The sequence below is a fragment of the Mesorhizobium sp. WSM4848 genome, from assembly GCF_055811375.1.
Map to the genome: position 1 here is coordinate 76,795 of NZ_JBVVPX010000029.1, position 21,819 is coordinate 98,613.

Consider the following 21,819-nt stretch of genomic DNA (forward strand, 5'->3'; position numbering starts at 1 on the left):
TTTCGGTCCTCTGTTGACCTGCCGCGCGGCCATCACTGCAGGAAAGTCGGAACCGTGAGCCCCAGCCGAACGGCTGCATCGGCGAGATTCCTGGCCGTGCCCTTCGCCAGCGGGATGCCGTTGGCGGCGCGCGCCCGCCCGGTCTGAAAGCCGCGTTCGCCGGGTAGTTTCACGCCATCGGAGCCGGCTGCCGGATCGAGGGCATGGATCGCGCCGGCGAGGCTTTCCACCGAGGCGAGAAAGGACGAGTTGTCGCCGAAGGCCGCCGGATCGATGGCAAGCATAAGGCCATTGAAGCCGCCGTTCTTTTCGCCGTGCAGGAACGGCGCGATGACCGCATTGCCCACCAGTACGCTCGACAGGATCTCGATCATCAGCGACAGGCCGGATCCCTTCGGGCCGGCCATCGGCAGGATGGCTGCCACCGCATGGGGGTCCTGCGTTTCGAGGCCGTTGGCGTCGATGGCCCAGCCTTTGGGGATCGGGTTGCCCGAATCCTTGGCCGCCATGATCTTGCCGAGCGCGACGGCGGCGGTCGACATGTCGAGCACGATCGGATCGGCGCCATCGGGCCGCGGCACGGCGATCGACAGAGGATTGGTCGACAGCGCCTCGCCCTTTGCGCCAAAATAGCTCATGAGCGGTCTTGATGCGGTCATGGCGATGCCGATGAGACCGCGTTCGGACAAGTTGGTGGTGAAATAGCCGATTGCGCCAGCATGGGATATATCGCGGGCGCCGCACCAGCCGATGCCGAACGTTTCCGCCAAATCGGCGGCTTTGCCGGCCGCGTGCATCATGGCGACGGCGCCCGGCGCCTTTGCGTAGTCGAAGACGCAGGTCGCCCCGAACTCCCGGATCAGCTTCGGCTGTTGACCGGCGCGCACGACAGCGGTCTCGACCATCTCGATGTAGCGCGGGATCCTGAGAACACCGTGCGAATCCGCGCCGCGCATATTTGCCCACACCAGCAGCCGCGCAGTTTGTGCCGCCTCGTCCGGCGTATAGCCGGCAGCATTGAGCAGCGCGGTCGCAAAATCCGTCAGTTCGTTTTCCTGGGCGACGGGCATGCCGAATGTCTCCTGGTCTGGCCGCATCGACCTCAAGCTGTCGGCGTTGCCGGGAAGAATTTGTCGAGCCAGCCCTTGAGCATCATCTTGGTGCGCGGCGCGTCCTCCGGTGCGAGCGGAAAGTGGGCGGTGCCCGAGATCAGCATCAGCTCGGCCGGCTGCCCGGCCTTCTCGAACAGGCGGATGGACTGCTCGGTCGGCGTGATGATGTCGTCGGCGGTGTGGAAGAACAGGGCTGGCCGGGGCGCGATGTTGGCAACCACGTCCTCCGCCCTGAAATTCATCATGCTCCATGCCGTCTCGGTCGGGATTTCCATAATCGCCTTGGGCGACAGGTTGTTGCGCAACTTTTCCGGGATCGGCACGGCGTCGAACCGCGAGATCCACAGGCTTTCGCCCGTTGCGCGCTTATGCTCGCGTCCCTTCTCGAGCAGGCCCATGAAGCGCTCCCAGGCCTCCGGCGTTGGGTGCTGGCCGCGGAACTTCCGCTCGCCGTGACCCCAGCCGCATGAGGAGATGACGCAGGCGAACCGCTCATCGACGCCGGCCGTATAGACCGAAACCGCGGCGCCGAAGCTGTGGCCGGTGATGCCGATTCGCTTCGGGTCGATCTCGGGGCGCTTGGCAAGAAAGGTCAGCGCGTTCTTTGCGTCGGCGACCTGATCGAAGCAGCGTACCTGAGCGCGCTCGCCCTCGCTCTCGCCGCAGCAGCGGAAGTCGAAGCGCAGCGCGGCATAGCCGAACGTCTCCATCATCTCCGCCTGGATCTGGGCGTGCGACTCGTCCTTGGAACCGACGAAGCCGTGGCAGACAATGAATGCTGGCAGCTTCTGTCCGGGACGGTGGCTGTCGGGAATGTGCAGAACCGCCGACAGTTTCAGGCCGTCGGATTCGAACGTCAGTTTTTCCTGCATGAACTATCTCCTGTCCGAAGCAGCGCCCCGAGCTGCTTCGCCTTGCTTGCCTGTGTGGTCTGCCGCCGAGCCCTCCGGATCAGTCGATCCCGGCGAATGGAAAATGGTGCTCGCGCCATTCCTGGGGGGCGGGAGAACCCCAGACATTCATCTGGCGGACGTTTCCCGGGCGCTCCAAATTGGTGATGACGTTGGGTACGAAGTGGACGTCGTCGGCGACCATGTGCATGGCGCCCGAGCACTCGACCATCGCGCCGCTGGCATCGAGGTAGTAGGCGTAGGTGTTGTCGCCCGGACGATGGCGGCCCGGCCCCCAAAGGACCTGGCGGTCGAACCCGTCGAGAATGTCGCCAAGCCGGCAATAGTCGCTGAAGTGGCTGAATTCGAAAGAGTAGTGGTGAAGCCCGACCGGACCCTTCACCAGACCCAGAATGTGGTGCTGGCGGTTGCCGCCATGCATCCAGCTCAGAGCCTCGTTGACCATGCGCTCGGTGAGCCGCATGCCGCAGATTTCGGAGAGCTGCTGCCTCGTGGCGACCGGGTCGGGCGTGATGAGATTGATGTGGTCGAGCCGCCGCGGCTTGATGCCGTTGGTCGGGTAGCGCGGATTGTACATGTCGTCGCGCGCCGGGGTGTGTACCTCGAAGCGCAGACCGTCCGGCGTCGCGAAGGTGACGCCGGCATCGCAGCACGCCAGGCTGGGTTCGCGCGAGAGGATCCGGCAGCCGGCGCCGTCGACACGCGAGGCGGCTTCCGCGACAGCCTCCTCGGTCAGCGCTTCGAGCCCGATCGTGTGGCAGGAATTCTCCTCGGAATGGAGAAGCACGAGTTCTGCTTCGCAGCCGTTCGAGCTCAGCCATGTCTCGCCCGCCGCCTGCTTGGTGACCCGCAGGCCGAGAATCTCCGTCGAGTCGTGGATCACGGCGTCTACGTCACGGACATTCAGCTTTATGTGACCGACCCCAAACACCAGGTGCATCACCAGTCTCCTTCCTATGGCCGCAGCGTGGTCCTGGCGATCTCCTTAGATCAAACTCAGCTCAACGGCAACAAATTTCGAAAAAAAGATATTATTACGAAATGTCAGGACGACTGATCCGAGATCACGGTGTTTCGCAGCGTTCCAATGCCCTGGATCTCGATCTCGACCTCGTCGCCAGGGAAAAGGAATTCCGGCGGATTGCGTACAGACCATCCAGGGACCAAACGCGCCGCTGTGGTAGAAGTTTTTTCCGGGCGTGAACTGGCTCGAGTGCTTCTGCCAGTCGCGCACACTCCCCTCGTTAAAGCATGAATAGCCGGCGACGTACGCCATCGCTTCGCCGCGCACGATCTTGTGTGCGCGGCGGCCGATGATCACCGCCAACTCACCCTCGAAATCCAGCTTGTCGGAAACCGCCGGCTTCCGGATCGCACCTCCATGGCCGGTCTGTGCTTGCGCGTGGCGCATGAACAGCAGCGGGAACTGCGGCGCCGGCTTGTCATCCTCGCGGAAGTTGGTGGCGACGCAGAAGATCTTGCCTGGGTTGGGAATCGGCGGCAGCAGGCTGATCTCAGCCAGCGGCAAGGCTTCGAGATCGCGTTCATCGGGCGCGAGGTCAGGAAACCGGCTATCGAGATAGGCTTTGAGATCTGGCGGCGCGCCGGGAACAGAATCCAGCCGCAGGATGATTTCACCGTCAACCATTCCGTAGCCGGCACCGTTGCGTTCAACGAAAGAAGCGAATTTCAAAGGCTCACCCATTACGACGTACCTTAAAAGCAGGCACTCGTCTTGGAGTAAGCCGGATTTTCGAAAATAGGCAAGCCATCGTAAGAAGGCGACAAGTGACCCGGTCTCAGGCCGATTGGTCTGACCTTTGCCTGGGCGTGGTGCCGAGTCCTTGGCCATCACCACAAAGTTACGAAAAAGGATTGATATTTCGAAAAATCTATGCGATCACCGGTCTGGCCTCGGGAGGAGGGCCATATGCGCGAGAGAAAATCGGCATGCGCTGGTTTGAGCGAACGGGAAGTATCGACGTGACAGCAATTCCGCAGGCGATGAAGGCCGCGCGCATGCATGAGATCGGCGGCCAGCTGAGGATCGAGGACGTGCCGGTCCCGAAGCTTGGGTCGATGGACGTGCTCGTTCGCGTCAGATCGTGCGGCATCGTGCCGAACCTCGCCAACATCCTGGCGATGTGGCCGACCTGGTTTCCCCACATGCCGCAGCCGCCGCTGCCAGCGATTTTCGGCCTCGACCCGACCGGCGAGATCGCGGCGGTCGGCAGCCAGGTCCACAGTCTGAAGCCCGGCGATCGGGTCTACGTCAATCCGGGGCGCTCCTGCGGCTCTTGCCGTCATTGCCGGCGCGGCGACACGATCTCCTGCCGCCATTACGCCTTCCAGGGCTATTTCGGCTTTAGCCATGAAGCGCTCCAGACATTCGAGGACTACCCGGTCGGCGGTATTTCCGAGTACATGGCCGCGCCGGCGTCGGCGATCGTGGCTCTGCCCGACAACATGACCTTCGATCAGGCGGCGCGGCTCGGCTACATGGGCACCGGCTATTCCGCTCTGAAGAAAGCGCAGGTCGGTCCCGGTGACACCATCCTTGTCAATGGCATCTCCGGCACGCTCGGCATATCGATCGCAGTGTTCGGCCCGTCGTTCGGGGTCAAGAAGATTCTCGGCACCGGTCGCGACAGGAAGCTGCTGAAGGAGATCGAAGCGCTGGCGCCCGGCATCATCGAGACACATTCGCTGGACGACGGATCGCCCGACGAATGGGCGCGTTCCAGGACGGAGCATGGCGAGGGGGTCGACGCCTTCATCGACTGCAACGGCCCCGGCACGCCGCAAGAGCCTTTCCTGGCGGGCCTCAGGGCGCTGCGCCGCGGCGGTATCGCCGTCGACATCGGCGCCGTGATGGGCGCGGTTCCCATCGACGTACACATGATGATGGACCGCAACCAGCGTCTTATCGGTTCGGCATGGCTGACGACATCCGAAGGCCAGGAAATGGCTGACCTCGTCGGGATCGGCAAGGTCAGCTTCGACCTCTTGGAAACCCAGGCGACGCCCATGAGCCAGGTCAATGAGGCCATTTCGGGTATCGCCCTGCGCCATGGCGGGTTCTCAAATTTTGTGATCCATCCGTAATTGCATACGTATGGGTATGCTGATACCCGATGGTATTCATATTATCTGGGAGGATCAAGACATGAACATTCGCCGCGTTGTCACCGGAAAGAACGCAGCAGGAAAATCGGTATTCATCAGCGACGGCTCCTCGCCGCGCGAGGTGGCGCTGCAGCACACGCCCGGTTTGATTTCGTCCCCGCAGTGGAAGATCGACGGGACGCCGGATCTGGCCAAACGGGACGGTGCCGACCCGATGGCGAGCGAGAGCACGATGCTCGCTTCGGTCGGTGGTTCGGTGTTCTGGATGATCACCTTTCCGCCGGACAGCGTGATGATGTCGCCCGACTGGAAGCCCGAACTGGCGGGTCCGGAGCACCTGAAGGCCGCGCCCGGCATCGCCGAGCGCTTCGAGATGGACAATCCCGGCATGCACCAGACGCCGACGGTCGACTATGTCACCGTCGTCAAGGGCCGGCTTGTCCTCGAGCTTGACGACGGCAAGACCGTCGAGCTGGCACAGGGCGATACGGTGGTGCAGCAGGGCGCGCGCCATGCCTGGCGCAATCCCTTCGCCGAGCCGGTGACGATCTCGGTCGTGATGCTCGGAGCGACCACGGTCTAGGCGTTGTCGCTCCCGGGCCGATCGTCCATCCAGCGTGGTCTGGCTGGCAAAGTGCGCTCCGCTTGCGCGGCACCGGATTCGTCTGCCCAGGCTTACTGTCCGCCCGTCAGGCGGTCATCTCGTCTTGCTGTGTGCGGGTCCCCGTCGCCGAGATTCTTCTCGGCGACCTCGGCCAGGATCTGGCGGGCCCAGCGGTGCAGGCCGGAGTGGTGCGTGCGCTCGGTCCAGTACATGTCGACCTGGATGAAGACGTCCATCGGGAACGGGCGCAAAGTGAGCCTGTCCGAAAGGCGACGCGCCAGTCGATACGGAATCGTCGCCACCAATTCGGAGGCCGGTATCAGGCGTTCCAGTATGTCATGGCTGGAGACGGTGACTGCCGGCTCCAACTCGATGCCCCTGGCGCGCAGCGCCGCGAAATAGAGAGCCTCCCAGCGCCCGTTATGGGTGACCGCGACATGCCGCGAGGCGCAATAGCGCTCAAGCGTCAGTGCTCCGCGCGTGAGTTCGTGCGCCGGGTCCATGACGCACGCATAGTGATCCGAAAACATCTTCCTACGGTAGTAGATGTCCCCGAGGATCGAGACCGGGCCAAGCACGATATCGCAGGTGTTCTCCTTCAACTGCTGCTTGCCGTCGACGGCGGACTCGAAAATGTGGATCGTCGCCTGCGGCGCCTCCTTCTGCGCGCGCCGCAGAAAGTCCGGAATGAGAAACATCCGCTCATGATGGTTGCAGGACACCGTCACGCTTCCCTTGGCCGTGGCTGGATCAAAACCCGACGGCGAAGAAAGCGCCGCCATCTGCTCAAGGATGCCGCGTGCCTGCTGGGCCAGCCGTTCGCCCTTGTCGGTTGCCACGATCGAATTGCCCTGGCGGACAAACAGCGGATCGTTGAAGGCCTTTCGCAGCCTCTTGATGGCGTAGCTTATGGTGGACTGGTTGACGCCGAGAAGCTGGGAGGCGTCCGAAAACGAGGCGCGGTCCTGGACAGCAACAAGCGTCTGCAAGGCCGCGAAGTCCACACTGGCAAGCTCGTCGGGCAGCATTGCTATCCTCCCACATGCAAATTTTCGATGACATCTATCTAACTCATCGCATTGCTGAATACACGTGGATTTCGTACGCCGTTCCCCGACAGGAGGAAATCATGAGCGAAGCGGTGAAAGTGGTCGACGACGTTGCGTTCGAAGACCTGCTTGCCAATCCGTATCCGGCCTTCAAGCGCGTCCGCGACCTCGGGCCGGTCGTCAAGGTCGAGGCGGCCAACATCATGATGGTCACGCGCTTCGACGACATCATGGCCATCGAACGCGACCCCGAGACGTTTTCCTCCATCAATCCGCAGTCGCTGCTGAACACTGTGATCGGGCCGAACCTGATGCGCAAGGACGGCGACGATCATGCCCGCGAAAGGGCGGCGATGGATCCGAGCCTGCGGCCTGGCGTCGTCAAGCGGTGCTGGGCCGACCCCATGCGGGCGATTTGCGACGACGTTATTTCGCAGATCGAGCACCGGGGCGAGGCCGAACTTTTCGAGGAACTCGCCGCGCCGATCGCGGCACGCGCACTGGCCGACATATTGGGTTTCGACGGCGTCGACTGGCGCACGATGGCACTGTGGTCGCAGTCGCTGATCGACGGTTCCGGCAACTACTCGCACAACCCGGAGATCGCTCGCAAGGCGAGGGAAGCAGCCAGCGGCGTCGAGAGCGCCGTCGACAGGATGCTTCCCCATCATCGGGACAATCCAAATCCTTCGATGCTGTCTTCGATGCTCCAGGCCGATCCTCCGCAGACCGTCGAGCAGATCTACGCCAACATCAAGGTCGCGATCGGGGGCGGGCTGAACGAGACCCGCGACTCGATCCTTACGCTGATCCTTGGCCTGCTGCAGAACCCGGACCAGCTCGCGCGCATTCGCGCCGAGCCTTCGCTTTGGGGGCAGGCGTTCGAAGAAGCGGTGCGCTGGATTTCGCCGATCGGCATGTATCCGCGCCGCTTGACCCGCGACACGGAGATCTCGGGGACGTTGGTCCGCAAGGGCGAGCAGGTCGGTCTGTGCGTCGGCGCCGCCAACCACGACGACCGCCGTTTCAGCGATCCGGAGAAATTCGATGTGTTCAGGGAGAAGAAATCCCACCTTGCGTTCGGCGCCGGATCGCATTTCTGCGCCGGGACATGGGTGTCGCGCGCGCTGGTAAGCCAGATCGCCGTGCCGACGGTGTTCGAGCGGCTGCGCAATCTCAGGCTCAAGGATCCGGAACTCGTCCGCATCCGCGGCTGGGTGTTTCGTGGCCCTACGCACATGCCCGTTGTCTGGGACGCTTGAGGAGACTGTGATGCCGATAATCAGGTTCCTCCTCGTGGACGGCGCGGAACTCGCCGTTGAGGCCCAGAACGGCCGCACCTTGATGGAAACCGCACTTGAAAACAGCGTGCCGGGCATCATCGCCGAATGCAACGGCTCGGCGGCCTGCGCCACATGCCATGTCGTGCTTCCCGAGGAAATCATGTTGGCGCTCGGGCCGATCAGCGAGCATGAAAACGACATGCTGGACTTCGCCGAAGCGCCGCGCGAATCCGGAAGCCGGCTGAGCTGCCAGATCAGGGTCAGCGACGCGCTGGATAACGTTTCCGTCCGCATTCCGGCCGCCTAGCGGTTGCGGCTGGCCATGCTCCACGACGTCGACCATCCCGCCACCGCCATACCCGGCAACGAAAGCAGCATCGTGATCGTCGGCGCCGGACAGGCCGGCCTGTCGACGGCCGAGAAGCTGCGGGCGAACGGTTTTGTGGGGTCGCTCACCCTGATCGGGGACGAGGCCGATGCTCCCTACCAGCGTCCTCCGCTGTCGAAGGCCTATCTTCTTGGCGAACTCGAGCGGGACCGGTTGAAGCTGAAAGCGGAGGACTGGTACGCAAAGAACCGGATCGCGTTGCGACTGGGAACGCGCGTCGCATCCATCGACCGGGGCCGGCGGCGCGTATGCCTCGCCGATGGCGGCATGCTTGCCTACGACCGTCTCGTGCTCGCAACCGGTGCGACCGCCCGAAAGCTTCCGCAGGCGATTTCGCGCGGCCTTGCGGGCATCTTCACGATCCGCACGCTCGCCGACATCGATGCATTGCGGCCTGCGCTCGAAACGCGTGGCAAGCTGCTTGTCATCGGCGGTGGGTATATCGGCCTCGAGATCGCCGCCGTCGCGCGTGGGCTCGGCATGACAGTGGATGTCGTGGAAGCCACCGATCGGCCGCTCGCACGGGTGGCTTCGGCGGAAACGGCGAGGGCTGTGGAAGACCTTCACCGGTCCAGGGGCGTGACGTTCCATCTCGGCAGGGAGGTGAGCGAGTTGCTCGGCGCTGATCGCGTTATTGGCGCCAGGCTCGGCGACGGCACGATCATCGCCGCCGACGTCGTCGTGGCGGGAATCGGCGGCATGCCGCAAACGACGCTGGCTGCAGAGGCGGGTTTCGCTATCGACAACGGTATCACTGCCGACGCGTACGGGCGCACGGGCGATCCGTTCATCTGGGCTGCCGGCGACTGCGCCAACTACTCCTTGCCGGGAGGAGCGCTGCGGATGGAGAGCGTCGGCAACGCCATCGACAGCGCCGACCTGGTCGCCCGCAACATTATGGGCGCGCGCCAGCCCTACAAGCCGAAGCCGTGGTTCTGGTCGGATCAGTTCGATCTCAAGCTGCAGATCGCCGGCCTGTCCAGAACGGGCGATACCGTGGTTGTCAGGCAGGGGGCGGGCCCAGGACGGTCGCACTGGTACTACCGCGAGGGGCAGTTCGTCGCCGTCGATGGGCTGAATGCGCCGCGCGACTATCTGATCGGAAGGCGCCTCCTTGCCGTGTCGGCCAGCCTCGACCCTGCTCAGGTAGCGGATCCGGCGCTGGCGCTCGAGGCCCTGGCGAGCTCGAAATGAGGCCGACCCGGAGGGAGTAGGGACGCACCGGCAGATTTTTAGCGTTGACATTCTTATTGGTATCTGAATACTATTTGGTATCTTATAAGGGGTGAGGCGGAAGCGGTTTTGGACGGGCGCAGCCTCGTGCTCCGGCCAAGCCACCTCGAGTCGGGCAAGGGTTATCGTCGATCGCAAAATAACGAAAATATTAGATATTACGAAATTATATGGATCATCGGAGGAAAATGGCCTAAGCAATTCGCTAGAGGATCGGGCGATCAACTCGTTCTCGCGAGCCGCGAGGCGAGGGAGCGCCCACTGCAACCAGAACTGGGAGGAATCGATGTTGCGACGCAGTTTCAATGTACTCATGCTTTCGGCGGCCTTGGCGGTCGGCACAATCGGTGCCGCCACGGCGCAGGACCCGGTCAGGATCGGCGTCAGCGCATCCAAGACCGGGCCGCTTGCGGGCGGCGCGTCAGGTGTGCTTTGGCCCAACATCAAGCTGTGGGTCGAGAAAGTGAACAAGGCCGGCGGCCTCAAGGTCGGCGATCAGATGCGGCCGATCGAGATCGTCGAGTATGACGACAAGTCGTCGCCGGAAGAGGCGGTCAAGAACATTCAGCGTCTTGCCACTCAAGACCAGGTCGACCTGATCATCCCGCCATATTCGACAGGCCTCAATCTCGCGACCGCCCCGCTGATCGCGAAATATGGCTACCCGCAGATCGTCTCCACCGCCAATGCCAACGATCTCGACCAATTCGTCAAGCGTTGGCCGAACACGTTCTGGCTGCTCGGTCCGGCACAGGGCATCGCCGACGGTATCGTCGGCACGCTCAAGGATCTGCGCGACGCCGGCAAGATCGGCAATCGGGTCGCGGTGGTCAACGTCTCCGATGCCTTCGGCCTCGAGATGATCAAGACCGGCAAGCCGGCGCTCAAGCAGGCCGGTTTCGATACCGTCTACGAAAGCTCCTACCCGCTCGGCAACCAGGACGTCGCTCCCGTGATAGCAGGCGCCAAGGCGGCGAACCCCGATGCCTTCGTCGCCTACTCCTACCCGCCGGACAGCTTCGCACTCACCGAGCAGGCGCAGTTGCAGAAGTTCGACGTCAAGGCGTTCTTCGTCAGCGTCGGCGGCAATCTCGACGCCTACGGAAAGCGCTTCGGCGCCGCTGCCAACGGGGTCTTGATCATGGGCGGTGTCAATGCCAGCGATCCCGTGTTCCAGGCCTATCGCAAGGAGCACCTCGAGGTGTCGGGCCAGGAAGCCGATTGGTGGGCGAGCCCGGTGGCCTATGCCAGCCTGGAGATCCTGCAGCAGGCCGTCGAGCACGTCGGCAGCCTGGATAAGGAAGCGCTCAACAAGGAAATCCAGTCGGGCACCTTCAAGACCGTCATCGGCGAAGTCCACTTCGACAATAACATCAACAACAACAACTGGACGGTGGGCCAGTGGAGCGATGGCGTCGTTCGTGGCGTCAGGGCGACCGGGAACCTCCAGGGCGTGCAGCAGCCAGTGATCAAGCCCGTCTGGCCCAGCAACTGATCCGATCCTCCCAGGGGCCTCGGCGTCCGCGTGCCGCCAGGCCCTCACCGCGAGAACAGCAATGCTCATCCTGCTGACAGGCCTGCTCCTTGGGGGCACCTATACGCTCATCGCCCTCGGGCTCACGCTGCAGTACGGCGTGGCGCGCATAATGAACCTCGCCAATGGCGAGACGCTCGTCGCCGCGTGCTTCGTCACCTTCTGGCTGTATACGGGCTACGCCATCAATCCGCTTCTTGGCCTGCTGGTGATCGGCCCCGGCGCTTTCGTCGTCAACTGGCTGATCTATGCCTGGCTGATGCAGCCTCTGGTGAAGCGGGCCAAGAACCGAGGCATGCTCGAGGTCGATTCGATCCTGGCGACTTTCGGACTGCTGTTCCTGTTCCAGGGGCTGATGCTGCAGGCCTTCGGCGGGTCCTATTTCAACTATGAGTTCCTCGCCCAGCCCTTCTCGATCATGGGCGACTCGTTCGGCCTCAACCGCGTCGTGGCCTTTGTCGCCGCGGTCGTCATCGCCGCCGCTCTCTACGTCTTCCTCTACCACACCGACCGCGGCACGGCCGTTCGCGCCGTCGCCGTCGATCCGCGCGCCGCAAGGCTCGTGGCGATAGATGTGCGCCGGACGGCGGCCTTCGCTTTTGCCCTGGGAGGCTCGATCACCGCCTGCGCCGGCACGCTGCTGTCGACCTTCTACACGTTCAACACGTCGATGGGCGTGCTGTTCACCATGAAGGCGCTGATCATCGTGATCATGGGCGGTGTCGGCGACATTCGTGGCGCGGTTCTCGCCGCACTCGTGCTTGGCCTGACCGAGACGCTCGTCGCCAGCCTACTGGACCCGGGGCTGACGCTGGCGGCCAACTACGCCCTTTTCATCCTCGTTCTGCTGTTCCGGCCGCAGGGCATCTTCGGAAAGCGGCCGGCGTGATGAACATTCCGCGCAATGAACTTCTGGCTGTTGGTGCCGGCCTTGGCGGCGCGGCTGTGCTGGCCTTTCTTCCCTTGGTCACCGAGGGGTTCTGGCTGTCGGTCAGCGTGAACATCATGCTCTATGCGGCGATATGCACGGCCTGGGCGCTCTTTTCCGGGCCCACGCACCTGGTCTCGTTGGCGAGCGCCGCCTTCTTCGGCGTCGGAACCTATTCGGTCGCGATCTTCATCGACGTCCTGCCTTTCCCGGCGCTCATCCTCATCGCGGTCGCCGCCGGCGCCTTGCTGGCCATATTGGTCGGATTGGCGACCCTCAGGCTCTCAGGCGTCTATTTCGTGATCTTCACGCTCGGCCTTGCCGAACTCATGGGCCAGATCGTGACCTGGGTACAAACCAATTTCGGCGGCACGATTGGGTTATACGTCTTCACCGATCTCACCGAGGCGCATCTCTACTGGATGCTGCTTGCGCTGACGGTGATCGTGTTCGGGACCGGGTGGCTCATCAACAGGTCCCGGCTGGGCCTGGCGTTGCGCATCATCGGCAATGACGAGGCCGTGGCGCGTCATGTCGGCGTCGACACCGCTCGCGCCAGGATCATCTTGTTCGCGGTCTCGGGGGCCTTCATTGCCGTGGCCGGCGCAATCATGGCGCCTCGTTATTCCTACATCACGCCGGACGCGGCCTTCAATCCGATGACGTCCTTCCTCGTGGTCATCATGGCTCTGCTCGGCGGGACACGCCGCCTGTGGGGTCCCCTGGTCGGCGTCGTCCCTTTCACCCTGGTGATGGACTTCATCTCGGGCCACTTCCCTAACCAGACCGCGGTGATCGTCGGCATCGCTTTCCTGGCGATCGTCTATGTGCTTCCCGACGGTGTCACGGGCCAGCTGGAAAGCCTATTCCGTCGTCGCCGCCCAACCGACCAGAGCTTGCTGGCAACGACCGTGGAGGAGGGGAGATGAGCGTTCCTTTGCTGGCCATCGACAGGGTGCGCAAGGCCTTCGGCGGCCTCGTCGCCGTCAACGATGTGAGTTTCGAGGTCGCCGAGGGCGAGCTGTTGGGACTGATCGGCCCGAACGGTTCAGGCAAGACCACGATGCTCAACCTCATATCGGGGGCGCTGTCGCCGACATCGGGCAATATTCTCCTGTCCGGACAGCCCATCGCCGGACTGGCAGCCCACAAGATCGCCCGGATCGGGGTTGCCCGGACCTTCCAGCTGGTACGCGTCCTGCCGTCCATGAGCGCGGTGGAGAACGTCGTCGCCGGCGCCGTCTTCGGGCACAACAGGCTCTGGGGCGGCGAGGCACTGACGCTTGCCCGCGAACTGCTGGCACGGGTCGGGCTGAAGGGCCGCGAGGAGATTCCCGTGGCGGCAATGACCTATATCGACCAGAAGAGAATAGAGCTCGCCCGTGCCCTTGCGAGCAACCCTCATGTCCTGCTGCTCGATGAGTGGCTCGCCGGCCTCAACCCCAGCGAACTCAGGATCGGCATGGCGCTCATCCGCGAGATCAGTGCGCAGGGCCGGACGATCATCATGGTCGAGCATGTGATGGACGCCATCCGCTCGCTTTGCCAACGCTGCGTCGTCATGAATTCCGGTACGAAGATCGCCGACGGCATCTCGGCCAGCGTCCTGGCCGACCCGGAGGTTGTCCGCGCCTATCTGGGGGACGACGACGATGCTTGAGGTGTCCAATCTCGGCGTCCGCTACGGACGCCATGTTGCGCTCGAAGGCGTTTCCGCACGCGTTTCCAAAGGCGAGATCTGCGTCATCCTGGGTGCCAACGGCGCGGGAAAGTCCAGCTTCCTCGGCGCTGTCGCCGGGCTCGTCGGGACGGAGGCCGGCACGAAGGTCGTCATGAACGGCAAGGATGTCACGAAACTCGACGCCCATCTGATGGTGGAGGAGGGGATCGCGCTCGTCCCGGAAGGCCGAGGCATCTTTGGCGAACTCACCGTGGCGGAGAACCTGCGGCTTGGAAGCCATGCCAGGCGCGCGAAGGCTGACGCGGGCAAGATGCTTGATTTTGTCTACGGGCTGTTCCCCCGGCTCGCCGAACGCCGTCGCCAATTGGCGCAGACGATGTCGGGAGGGGAGCAGCAGATGGTCGCGATCGGCAGGGCGCTGATGTCGAAGCCGGACATCCTGATGCTGGACGAGCCCTCCCTCGGCCTGTCGCCACTGCTGTCCAAGGAGTTGTTCAAGTCACTGGCCACCATCGCCGCCGAAGGTTTCGGCATCCTGCTCGTCGAGCAGAACGCGCGGCTGAGCCTCAAGACCGCCGATCGCGGCTATCTAATCGAGACGGGAAGGATCGTTGGAGAGGACACGGCGCCAAACCTGCTCAAAGATCCGAAGGTCATGAGTGCCTACCTCGGCGACGCCGCCGCGGCGGCAGCGCATTAGCGCACTGCCGCACGCCAATCATCTGCTGGTGCCGCCCAATATCGGGCAACCCTGATCCACCAGGGTTGCCGCGGCCGCGGCGGATGCCATAGATGGCTATCATTGGCGCTTAAAATTGGTGGAGACTACATGCCGGAACCCATGAAGACGATCTCCCAGGCAAAATCCCATGGCGGGGTGCAGGGCGTCTATTCGCACCTGTCGACGAGTTGCTCCTGCGACATGTCGTTTGCCGTTTTCGTGCCTCCACAGGCCCGGGAAACGCCTTGCCCGGTGGTGTGGTATTTGTCGGGACTGACCTGCACCCATCAAAATGTCATGGACAAGGGCGAATACAGGCGCATGGCCGCCGAACTGGGGCTGATCGTCGTCTGTCCGGACACCAGTCCGCGCGGCGCCGACATCCCAGATGAGAAGGACAATTGGCAGTTTGGCGGCGGCGCCGGCTTTTATCTCGATGCGACGCAGGAGCCTTATGCGGAGAACTACCGGATGTATTCCTACATCGTCGAGGAATTGCCGGCGTTGATCGCTGCGAATTTTCCGGCAGACATGTCGCGCCAGGCCATCACGGGCCATTCGATGGGCGGGCATGGTGCATTGACGATTGCCTTGAAGAACCCGGAGCGGTTCAGGAGTTGCTCGGCCTTCGCGCCGATCGTGCAGCCAAGCACAGCCGGCTGGTCGAGGCCGGCCCTCGAAAAATACCTCGGCATGGATGAAGCCGCGTGGCGGATCTACGACACCACATCGCTCATTGAGGATGGGCATCGCTTTCAGGAATTTCTCGCCGACCAGGGGACGTCCGACGGGTTCCTGAATGACGGCCTAAGGCCCTGGCTCCTGGAGGCGGCCTGCGCCAAGGCCGGCATTCCGCTGAAACTGCGCATGCAGGATGGATACGACCATTCGTATTTCTTCATTTCGAGCTTCATGGACGACCATCTGCGCTGGCATGCTGAGAGGCTGTTGCTTGACGGCTGAGACCCAACACGCCCGCCCTGGCCAGTATCCCGCCGCTTCGACGCGACAAGTTTGATTATTTCGAAAATCCGCAGTAATCTCCGCGATAATTCAATACGGAGTCGTATGCATGGGTAACACCCTCAAGCCCGCCGGAGAGACACGCGCCGGGGATGTGTTGGCGCGCATGCGGAGCGACATCATCAGCTGTGCCTTGAAACCGGGAACCAAGCTGCGCTTCGAGACGCTGAGGGAGTTGTATGAAGTCAGCTTCTCCACTCTGCGCGAGGCCCTGTCGCGGCTGGTGGCCGAAGGCCTGGTCGTGGCGGAGGGGCAGCGCGGGTTCCTGGTCGCTCCAGTCTCGCTGTTTGATCTCAACGATCTGACGGATGTCCGTGTGCTCGTCGAACGGCAGTGCATCAAGCTGGCAATCGATCGTGGCGACGATCGCTGGGAGGCGGACATCATGGCTGCGTTCCATCGGATGGATCGCCTGCAAAGCCGGCTTGGTGCGAGCTACTATCTCTCCGACGAATGGGCCACGTTGCACAGTGCGTTCCACCTGTCGCTGGTCGCGGCATGCGGCTCGCCGAATCTACTCGAAATCCGGCAGAAGCTCTTCGAGCGCGCCCACCGCTACCGCAGGATGTCCTCGCAGTTTCGCCCGCAATGGCGCGCAAAGGACGTCGAGCACAAGATGATCATGGATAGGGTCATCGCCCGCGACACGGGCACGGCGCAGGATCTGGTCGACCGGCATATCCGCGAGACGACCGAGAACGTCATTGCTCATGCAAGCCACCTTTTCGCGCAAGGTGGGACGGCCGATGCCTTCAGGCGTCCGGATCCCGTGGCCGCAGAGTAGGCCGCGGCAAGTTTCACTTGGCGCAATCCGTGGGTGATGGTGGCCGAACCTGCCTGAACGAACGCTGCCGATGGGATCCGCTTCCATCGAGCCATCCGGCAGGCGACAGCCTGCCGGATGGTCACCGTGAGTCATGAACGGGCACGCCCTTCAACCTGAATCACGAGGCTCACGTCGTCGCCGATCATTCCGAGCGCGGCCTTCATGCCGAAGTCGCTGCGTTTGATCGAAGTTCGCGCACTGAAGCCGACGACGTGGCTCTTGTCCCACGGGTTCTCGCCTTCCTTGTTGAAGGTGACGTCCAGCGTGGCCGGCTTTGTCACCCCTGCGATCGTGAGATCGCCCGTGATCGTTCCGGATTTGGCATCGACCGCCTTGAATTCCCGCCCGACAAAGGTGATCTGCGGGAACTCGGTTGCATTGAACCAGTCGGCGCCCTGGATGTCGCTATCGCGCTGGCTGTTGTTGGTCGAGATGCCGGCAACTTTCACCGCAACGTCGAGGCTGCTGTCAGCCGGGTGGGCGGCGTCGAACGCGAACGTGCCCGAGAACTCCTTCGCAGTTCCGATCACCTGCGAGAAACCGAGATGGTCGATGAAGAAAGCGATGCCCGAATGCAGGGGATCGATTTCGAAAGTCCCGGCCGCGGCTGTTTCGGCGGCTAGCGGCAACCAGGCGATCGTGGCGGCAAGCAAGGTGGTCCGCAGTAGTTTCGACATAGGTGTAACTTCCTCCCTAAACTGGTTTCCGACAGTTCTCTTCCGGGTCATACCGGGAAGCTTGAGCCATACCGCGCGATCACAATCGCCAGGGATGCGCCGACTGGCAGCAGGCAAATCCCGACAAATGCGGCGAGGCGGACGGCTTTGTTCGTGGCGCGGATCCGGCGCAAAACCGGATCGACGACAAACGGCACGACAAAGACCGATGACAGCACGGCCAGCGCTGGCATGTCGGTCTTGCGCGTGATCAGCGTGACGGTCTGCGCGACCGCTATCATGCCACCTGCTCCTCCCAAGAGGGATGCGGAGCGGAATCCGAAATCCGGATTTGAGATATTGGTGGCGACAATGGCCGCTAGGGCGGCTGCGAAAAGCAGGCTGAGCTGAAAGCTCGAGGATGATGCCCCCAATAGCGCGATCGGCGCGAAACCGACGCATGCGATGCCGAGCGAGACGGCGCGCCTTGTGCCGGATTCGTCCGCGGCCCGGTCTGTTCCACCGGAAAGGCCATGCATTACCAGCAGGCCCCATAACGCGGCCACCGCCACTTCCGGGAGCGCATCGGGCAGCCGAGCCGCTCCTATATACGCGGCGGACGCGATCGGCTGGGCAAGGACAAGTGCGCGACCCAGCATGCCACGGCCTGCGGCCTCGGCCAGGACACCAAGCGCCGTTCCAATCACGGAGACGAAAAAGACCTTGTTGACCGCACCTACTGGCGGGAAAGACGGCACCTTGTTGTAGGCCAGCCAGTAAGCGACGAGGAAGGAAGCGGGCACCAGGAGGTCCGTCCAGAGCTTCCCGACGCGAAGCCAGCGCAGCAGCCCAGCTGCCACAAGCGCCAGCAAACCAGCCGTAACCATGCCGAGGATCATCGCTTCCTGTGGTGATCGCGCCAGGCCGCTCATGTCAGCTGTTCCGCAGCGCGTCGAACTGTCGGCTGCTGATATCGGCGACATTCTTGGTGGGGCGCATGTTTCCTCCTTCGGCTCGATGTAGCATCAGCCAAGTCCGTCGTTCGACATATTGACATACCGTATGTTTTTTAGATACTAAATGGTATCTCAAATTATTATGCGTCTGTCAATGTCCACGGCATCACGGCCGTAGAACCGAACCGCATCTCGCCAGACACAGGCCGGCGCCTGCGCCGGAAGTTTCAACGGAGGATATCGCCATGACTGACCGGGAACCTGCCGGCCTCGCCGATCTTCGGCTCGCGGGCGGCGCGCAGGGGTTCAACTGGCTTCCTGTCTTCGTCGCCGACGAACAGGGCCTTTTCGAAAAGCACGGCATCCGTATCGACTACAAGCGCATGGGCAGCGTCGAAAAGGCGACCGCGGCCGTTCTCGACGGCGAAGCGGATCTGGCGATTACGCCGCCGGAAGGCGCCGTTGCCGACTTCGTCAGGGGAGGAGAGCTGCGTATCGTGGCAGCCAACGCCGTGCGCTTGCCGATGTCGATCGTGGCGCGCCCGGGCATCGGCTCGCTTGCCGAACTGAGGGGCAAGAAAGTCGGCACGTCCTCGCTGACGGAGGGCACCGCGATCTACACGCAGATCATGCTGGCCGCGGCAGGGCTGCACTGCCCCGGCGACTATGAGTTTGCCCTGGCCGGCATTCACACCAAGCGGTGGGAGGCGCTGCAGGCAGGCGAAATCGACTGCGCTCCGCAGCCCGCACCATGGAATTTCCTCGCGCAGGACAAGGGCTACAATCTGCTCGGGGAAGTCAGCGCCGCAATCCCCGAGATCGTCTTCACCGCTGTCATCGGCAAGGCATCCTGGCTCGCAGCGAACCGCGATCTCGTGACCCGCTTCCTCAAGGCGCTGATCGAGGCGCATTCGGTCACGAATGAAGCGGCCAACCATGGCATCACCCTGCCGATCTTCCAGCGCATTACCACACCCGACAGCGAATCCCTGGCGCGACGGGGCCTGGAATATATGCGTGGCATGGGCATGTGGCCGCAGGGCCTGGCCGTGCCAGACAAGGCGCTCAAGACGACGATCGACCTGATGGTCAGGGCGAACCTGCTCGACAAGTCGATGGGCGATGCTGCCGAAGGCGTCTTCGACAGGCGCTATCTGGAAGGCGCCGTCTGATCGGCGGGGTCACCACTCGCCTGGCCGTGGCCTATGCGTTCGGCGATCGGTAGGCGATTGCGGCCGGCCGCTATCGCCCCGCTCCTCCAGCCACTTCGCGGTGTTCTTGATGCCGCCGAACGGAAAGACGTGCAATCGCTCGATGGCTGAAAGCCCAGACGATGAACCTCTCGGGGTCGAAGCCGACCTGGGTGGGGATCCTAAACTTGGCGTCGGTGCGTTCGCCCTAGGCCTGCTTGAGCCGTAGCGCCTCGAGCGCTGCCCGTTCGGAGAAGTCCCGGCTGCCTTCCATGTGGCCAGCGAAGCCGTTATAGGTGATGCCATGTTTGTCGATGAGGCCCGTCTGGAGCACATCCATCGACGAGTCGAATGCACCGACCGGATGCGCGATAAACGCGTGCGGCTCTTCCTCGCCTCTGAAATCACCTGGCGCGTGGAAAACCAGGGCGCCACGTTGAAATTATTGATCAATTTCAAACGGAATGATGCGCCTGGCCGGTGACAAATGAATCTCTGCTGGACCGCCGATGATATGGGGAGGCGCTCGCAAATCGCGCCCTACGGGCGGGTTGATCGGTTGATCAACATCAAAGCTTGAATATGAGAAATGCGCTAATTGTGACGGCGGTGGTCACGGTGGCTCGAGTGTCAGCAGATGTGGTAAGGTTGAGTGTCGGCGAGTAGCAGAGGTCCAGCAACAATGACTTTGAGGCGAACCAGAGCTTACGGCCCATCCGGCTTGGTTCTAGCGGTTTGCACTGTGTTTGCTTGGCAAAACGCCACTGCTGCTCACAATTGCCGCGCAGCCGCGACGCCTGGCGTCAATTGGCACGAGTGTGACAAGAAGCTTCTCATCCTAGAAGGACAGGACCTGAGCGGGGCGAACCTGTTCGGTGTTGATTTCACTTCGACCGACCTCAGGAACAGCAATCTCCTTGGGGCAAATCTTGAGAAGGCAACGCTTGTGCGTGCTTCCCTGGCCGACTCGACCGCCAAAGGCGCCCGGTTCGACAGGATCGAGGCCTACAGGACCGACTTCAGCCGTATGGACGCGCAGGGCGCTGTGTTTGCGAGCGCGGAAATGCAGCGCTCGAATTTCCAGGACGCCAATCTGACCAATGTTGATTTCACAAAGGCAGAATTGGGGCGTGCGCAGTTCCATGACGCCGATATCAGCGGCAGCCGCTTCTCGTTTGCCAATCTCGCACGGGCGGACTTCCGAGGAGCGACGTTCACCGCGCCGATAGACTTTGACCGCGCCTTTTTCTTTCTGACCCGTATCGAGGGCGTCGACCTTTCCAATTCGGCGGGTCTGTCCCAGTGGCAGCTCAACATGGCTTGCGGAGACGCCCGGACCGAGTTGCCTTCTGGCTTGACGAGGCCTGAAGATTGGCCCTGTCAATTCCAGCAGGAATAGTTGTCGGCAAGCGAACTGCGGCAATGCTGCACCCGACAGGATTCGAACCTGTAACTTTGTGCCGCGGGCATGCCCATTAAGGTCGAAGCCACCACCCGAGACGGCGAACTCCGGATATCCGTGTCTAATGCCGCAGGGCCTGGCCGTGCCAGACAAGGCGCTCAAGACGACGATCGACCTGATGGTCAGGGCGAACCTGCTCGACAAGTCGAATTGCGATGCTGCCGAAGGCGTCTTCGACAGGCGCTGTCTGGAAGGCGCCGCCTGATCACCAGCGGCCGGCGAAATCTTCGATCGGCGGGTTCATTGTGAACGCCACACACATGAAGAAGCTGCCGGTCTGGCGTGGGCTTCGGCAAAGTTCACCTCAGAACAATGCGGCGCCCCCGTCCTGCGAGTGTGTCTTCCAGCGCAACCATCCGCCGCGGTGCCGGCATGGCGCTCGCTTCACGCGGTGAGAAGCCGTGCGGAAAGCCAAGAAATCCTCCCAAACGAGCGTCAGCTAAGCTGGCTGGATCCGGTCCGGTCGTGGGCCTGGGAGGACGCAGTCCAGAGCTTGGAAACTCATTCAGATTCCGATAGGAATCCAAAAACCAATTTGAATGTAAATGTTCTGTTCCCCTGGAAAGTGCGTCAACTAGCTGGCAGTCTGCTGCGCACGGTCTCGCCAGACCCGAAGGATTGACGCCGGCGCCTGGAATGCAAGGTCGAGGTGTCCCTTTTCGACCGGCAGGCGCACGATGTTGTCTTGTATCGTGAAGCCCTTGCTGATCGGATCGAGCGCGCTTTCAGGGAGGAGTAAAACGCGTGCTGCTCTTCCTCGCCTCTGAAATCACCTGGCGCGTGGAAAACGAGGGCGCCACGTTGAAATTATTAATCAATTTCAAATGGAAGCGCTACCATTGTGCATAGATTTTTTAGCTATTTCAATAGTTTAAGGAGTTTTGGTAGAGGGAGACGACCTGAAATCCAACGTTCTCCACGGACCTGCGATCACCTTCGTGGTTGGGTGTTCGGCTGATGCTTCAGTCGACCTGTTCAATCTGCGGACCTGGGTCGACCGGCGGAGCTGGCGTGCAATCTTGCCCCTTGCATCCCTCCGCAGGGTTATCGGCTAGTGGAAGGCAGTTTTGGCCCTCGCAATGAACTGCCGGCTCTGGCGCTTCTACGTGGTTAGGCGGAACAAGCTGATCCTCAGC

23 protein-coding genes are annotated in these 21,819 nt (G+C 62.4%); 16 read left to right on the forward strand and 7 right to left on the reverse strand.

The annotated features are described in order from the left end of the window. Nucleotides 1–32: 32 nt before the first annotated feature. The 4 genes from AC0L16_RS23730 to AC0L16_RS23745 all read right to left on the reverse strand — a co-directional run bounded on the left by AC0L16_RS23730 (nucleotide 33) and on the right by AC0L16_RS23745 (nucleotide 3,728). A complete protein-coding gene (locus AC0L16_RS23730) occupies nucleotides 33–1,070 on the reverse strand; it encodes an Ldh family oxidoreductase (protein ID WP_473623603.1) in 1,038 nt (345 codons plus the stop codon). Nucleotides 1,071–1,102: 32 nt separating this feature from the next. Further along, nucleotides 1,103–1,984: an alpha/beta hydrolase gene (locus AC0L16_RS23735; protein ID WP_473623604.1), complete on the reverse strand. Its 882-nt coding sequence runs from the start codon at nucleotides 1,982–1,984 to the stop codon at nucleotides 1,103–1,105. Between the two features lie 79 nt (nucleotides 1,985–2,063). Then, the gene (locus AC0L16_RS23740) at nucleotides 2,064–2,963 is read right to left on the reverse strand and encodes a VOC family protein (RefSeq protein ID WP_473623606.1); all 900 of its coding nucleotides are present in this window, start codon (nucleotides 2,961–2,963) and stop codon (nucleotides 2,064–2,066) included. A 45-nt stretch (nucleotides 2,964–3,008) separates the two neighbouring features. Then, nucleotides 3,009–3,728, reverse strand: a complete 720-nt coding sequence (locus AC0L16_RS23745; RefSeq protein WP_473623608.1) for a fumarylacetoacetate hydrolase family protein — start codon at nucleotides 3,726–3,728, stop codon at nucleotides 3,009–3,011. 278 nt (nucleotides 3,729–4,006) lie between these two features. Here AC0L16_RS23745 and AC0L16_RS23750 point away from each other — a divergent pair, with 278 nt between their 5' ends. Together AC0L16_RS23750 and AC0L16_RS23755 are read left to right on the forward strand one after the other, a co-directional pair. Next, complete coding sequence (locus AC0L16_RS23750; RefSeq protein ID WP_473623609.1) at nucleotides 4,007–5,128, forward strand: alcohol dehydrogenase catalytic domain-containing protein; 1,122 nt, start codon at nucleotides 4,007–4,009, stop codon at nucleotides 5,126–5,128. Nucleotides 5,129–5,189: 61 nt separating this feature from the next. After that, nucleotides 5,190–5,732, forward strand: a complete 543-nt coding sequence (locus AC0L16_RS23755) for a cupin domain-containing protein (RefSeq protein WP_473623610.1) — start codon at nucleotides 5,190–5,192, stop codon at nucleotides 5,730–5,732. Nucleotides 5,733–5,824: 92 nt separating this feature from the next. Here AC0L16_RS23755 and AC0L16_RS23760 read toward each other — a convergent pair whose 3' ends face one another. Then, nucleotides 5,825–6,781, reverse strand: a complete 957-nt coding sequence (locus AC0L16_RS23760) for a LysR family transcriptional regulator (protein ID WP_473623612.1) — start codon at nucleotides 6,779–6,781, stop codon at nucleotides 5,825–5,827. A 101-nt stretch (nucleotides 6,782–6,882) separates the two neighbouring features. Here AC0L16_RS23760 and AC0L16_RS23765 point away from each other — a divergent pair, with 101 nt between their 5' ends. The 10 genes from AC0L16_RS23765 (at nucleotide 6,883) to AC0L16_RS23810 (ending at nucleotide 16,377) form a co-directional block, all read left to right on the forward strand. After that, complete coding sequence (locus tag AC0L16_RS23765) at nucleotides 6,883–8,064, forward strand: cytochrome P450 (RefSeq protein ID WP_473623613.1); 1,182 nt, start codon at nucleotides 6,883–6,885, stop codon at nucleotides 8,062–8,064. 10 nt (nucleotides 8,065–8,074) lie between these two features. Then, a complete protein-coding gene (locus AC0L16_RS23770) occupies nucleotides 8,075–8,392 on the forward strand; it encodes a 2Fe-2S iron-sulfur cluster-binding protein (RefSeq protein WP_473623614.1) in 318 nt (105 codons plus the stop codon). 15 nt (nucleotides 8,393–8,407) lie between these two features. Further along, nucleotides 8,408–9,667, forward strand: a complete 1,260-nt coding sequence (locus tag AC0L16_RS23775; RefSeq protein WP_473623615.1) for an NAD(P)/FAD-dependent oxidoreductase — start codon at nucleotides 8,408–8,410, stop codon at nucleotides 9,665–9,667. A 325-nt stretch (nucleotides 9,668–9,992) separates the two neighbouring features. Next, nucleotides 9,993–11,201, forward strand: coding sequence for an amino acid ABC transporter substrate-binding protein (locus tag AC0L16_RS23780; protein ID WP_473623616.1), 1,209 nt, complete (start codon nucleotides 9,993–9,995; stop codon nucleotides 11,199–11,201). 61 nt (nucleotides 11,202–11,262) lie between these two features. After that, nucleotides 11,263–12,129 (forward strand): branched-chain amino acid ABC transporter permease, encoded by an 867-nt coding sequence (locus AC0L16_RS23785; RefSeq protein WP_473623618.1) that lies wholly within the window; start codon nucleotides 11,263–11,265, stop codon nucleotides 12,127–12,129. Then, nucleotides 12,129–13,097: a branched-chain amino acid ABC transporter permease gene (locus AC0L16_RS23790; protein ID WP_473623619.1), complete on the forward strand. Its 969-nt coding sequence runs from the start codon at nucleotides 12,129–12,131 to the stop codon at nucleotides 13,095–13,097. Before AC0L16_RS23785 ends, AC0L16_RS23790 begins: the two co-directional genes overlap by 1 nt. Continuing rightward, nucleotides 13,094–13,828 (forward strand): ABC transporter ATP-binding protein, encoded by a 735-nt coding sequence (locus AC0L16_RS23795; RefSeq protein ID WP_473527229.1) that lies wholly within the window; start codon nucleotides 13,094–13,096, stop codon nucleotides 13,826–13,828. The genes AC0L16_RS23790 and AC0L16_RS23795 overlap by 4 nt, the downstream gene beginning before the upstream one ends. After that, nucleotides 13,821–14,549, forward strand: a complete 729-nt coding sequence (locus AC0L16_RS23800; protein ID WP_473623620.1) for an ABC transporter ATP-binding protein — start codon at nucleotides 13,821–13,823, stop codon at nucleotides 14,547–14,549. The genes AC0L16_RS23795 and AC0L16_RS23800 overlap by 8 nt, the downstream gene beginning before the upstream one ends. A 129-nt stretch (nucleotides 14,550–14,678) precedes the next feature. After that, entirely contained in the window at nucleotides 14,679–15,533 is an 855-nt protein-coding gene (fghA, locus tag AC0L16_RS23805; RefSeq protein ID WP_473623621.1) for an S-formylglutathione hydrolase, read from the forward strand. A gap of 109 nt (nucleotides 15,534–15,642) precedes the next feature. Continuing rightward, a complete protein-coding gene (locus tag AC0L16_RS23810; RefSeq protein ID WP_473623622.1) occupies nucleotides 15,643–16,377 on the forward strand; it encodes an FCD domain-containing protein in 735 nt (244 codons plus the stop codon). 131 nt (nucleotides 16,378–16,508) lie between these two features. On the opposite strand, the gene AC0L16_RS23815 is transcribed toward AC0L16_RS23810, so the two are convergent. Further along, nucleotides 16,509–17,096 carry a YceI family protein gene (locus AC0L16_RS23815; protein ID WP_473623624.1) on the reverse strand — a complete coding sequence of 196 codons (588 nt, stop codon included), beginning with the start codon at nucleotides 17,094–17,096 and terminating at the stop codon, nucleotides 16,509–16,511. Nucleotides 17,097–17,143: 47 nt separating this feature from the next. Next, nucleotides 17,144–18,007, reverse strand: coding sequence for a hypothetical protein (locus AC0L16_RS23820; RefSeq protein WP_473623625.1), 864 nt, complete (start codon nucleotides 18,005–18,007; stop codon nucleotides 17,144–17,146). A 269-nt stretch (nucleotides 18,008–18,276) separates the two neighbouring features. Between AC0L16_RS23820 and AC0L16_RS23825 the strand changes: the two genes are divergently transcribed. The 4 genes from AC0L16_RS23825 (at nucleotide 18,277) to AC0L16_RS23840 (ending at nucleotide 20,888) form a co-directional block, all read left to right on the forward strand. Next, nucleotides 18,277–19,203, forward strand: a complete 927-nt coding sequence (locus tag AC0L16_RS23825; protein ID WP_473623627.1) for an ABC transporter substrate-binding protein — start codon at nucleotides 18,277–18,279, stop codon at nucleotides 19,201–19,203. Between the two features lie 322 nt (nucleotides 19,204–19,525). Then, nucleotides 19,526–19,705 carry a hypothetical protein gene (locus AC0L16_RS23830; protein ID WP_473623629.1) on the forward strand — a complete coding sequence of 60 codons (180 nt, stop codon included), beginning with the start codon at nucleotides 19,526–19,528 and terminating at the stop codon, nucleotides 19,703–19,705. A gap of 198 nt (nucleotides 19,706–19,903) precedes the next feature. Beyond that, nucleotides 19,904–20,620 (forward strand): pentapeptide repeat-containing protein, encoded by a 717-nt coding sequence (locus AC0L16_RS23835; RefSeq protein ID WP_473623642.1) that lies wholly within the window; start codon nucleotides 19,904–19,906, stop codon nucleotides 20,618–20,620. A 127-nt stretch (nucleotides 20,621–20,747) separates the two neighbouring features. Next, nucleotides 20,748–20,888, forward strand: coding sequence for a hypothetical protein (locus tag AC0L16_RS23840; RefSeq protein ID WP_473623630.1), 141 nt, complete (start codon nucleotides 20,748–20,750; stop codon nucleotides 20,886–20,888). Nucleotides 20,889–21,819 lie beyond the last annotated feature (931 nt).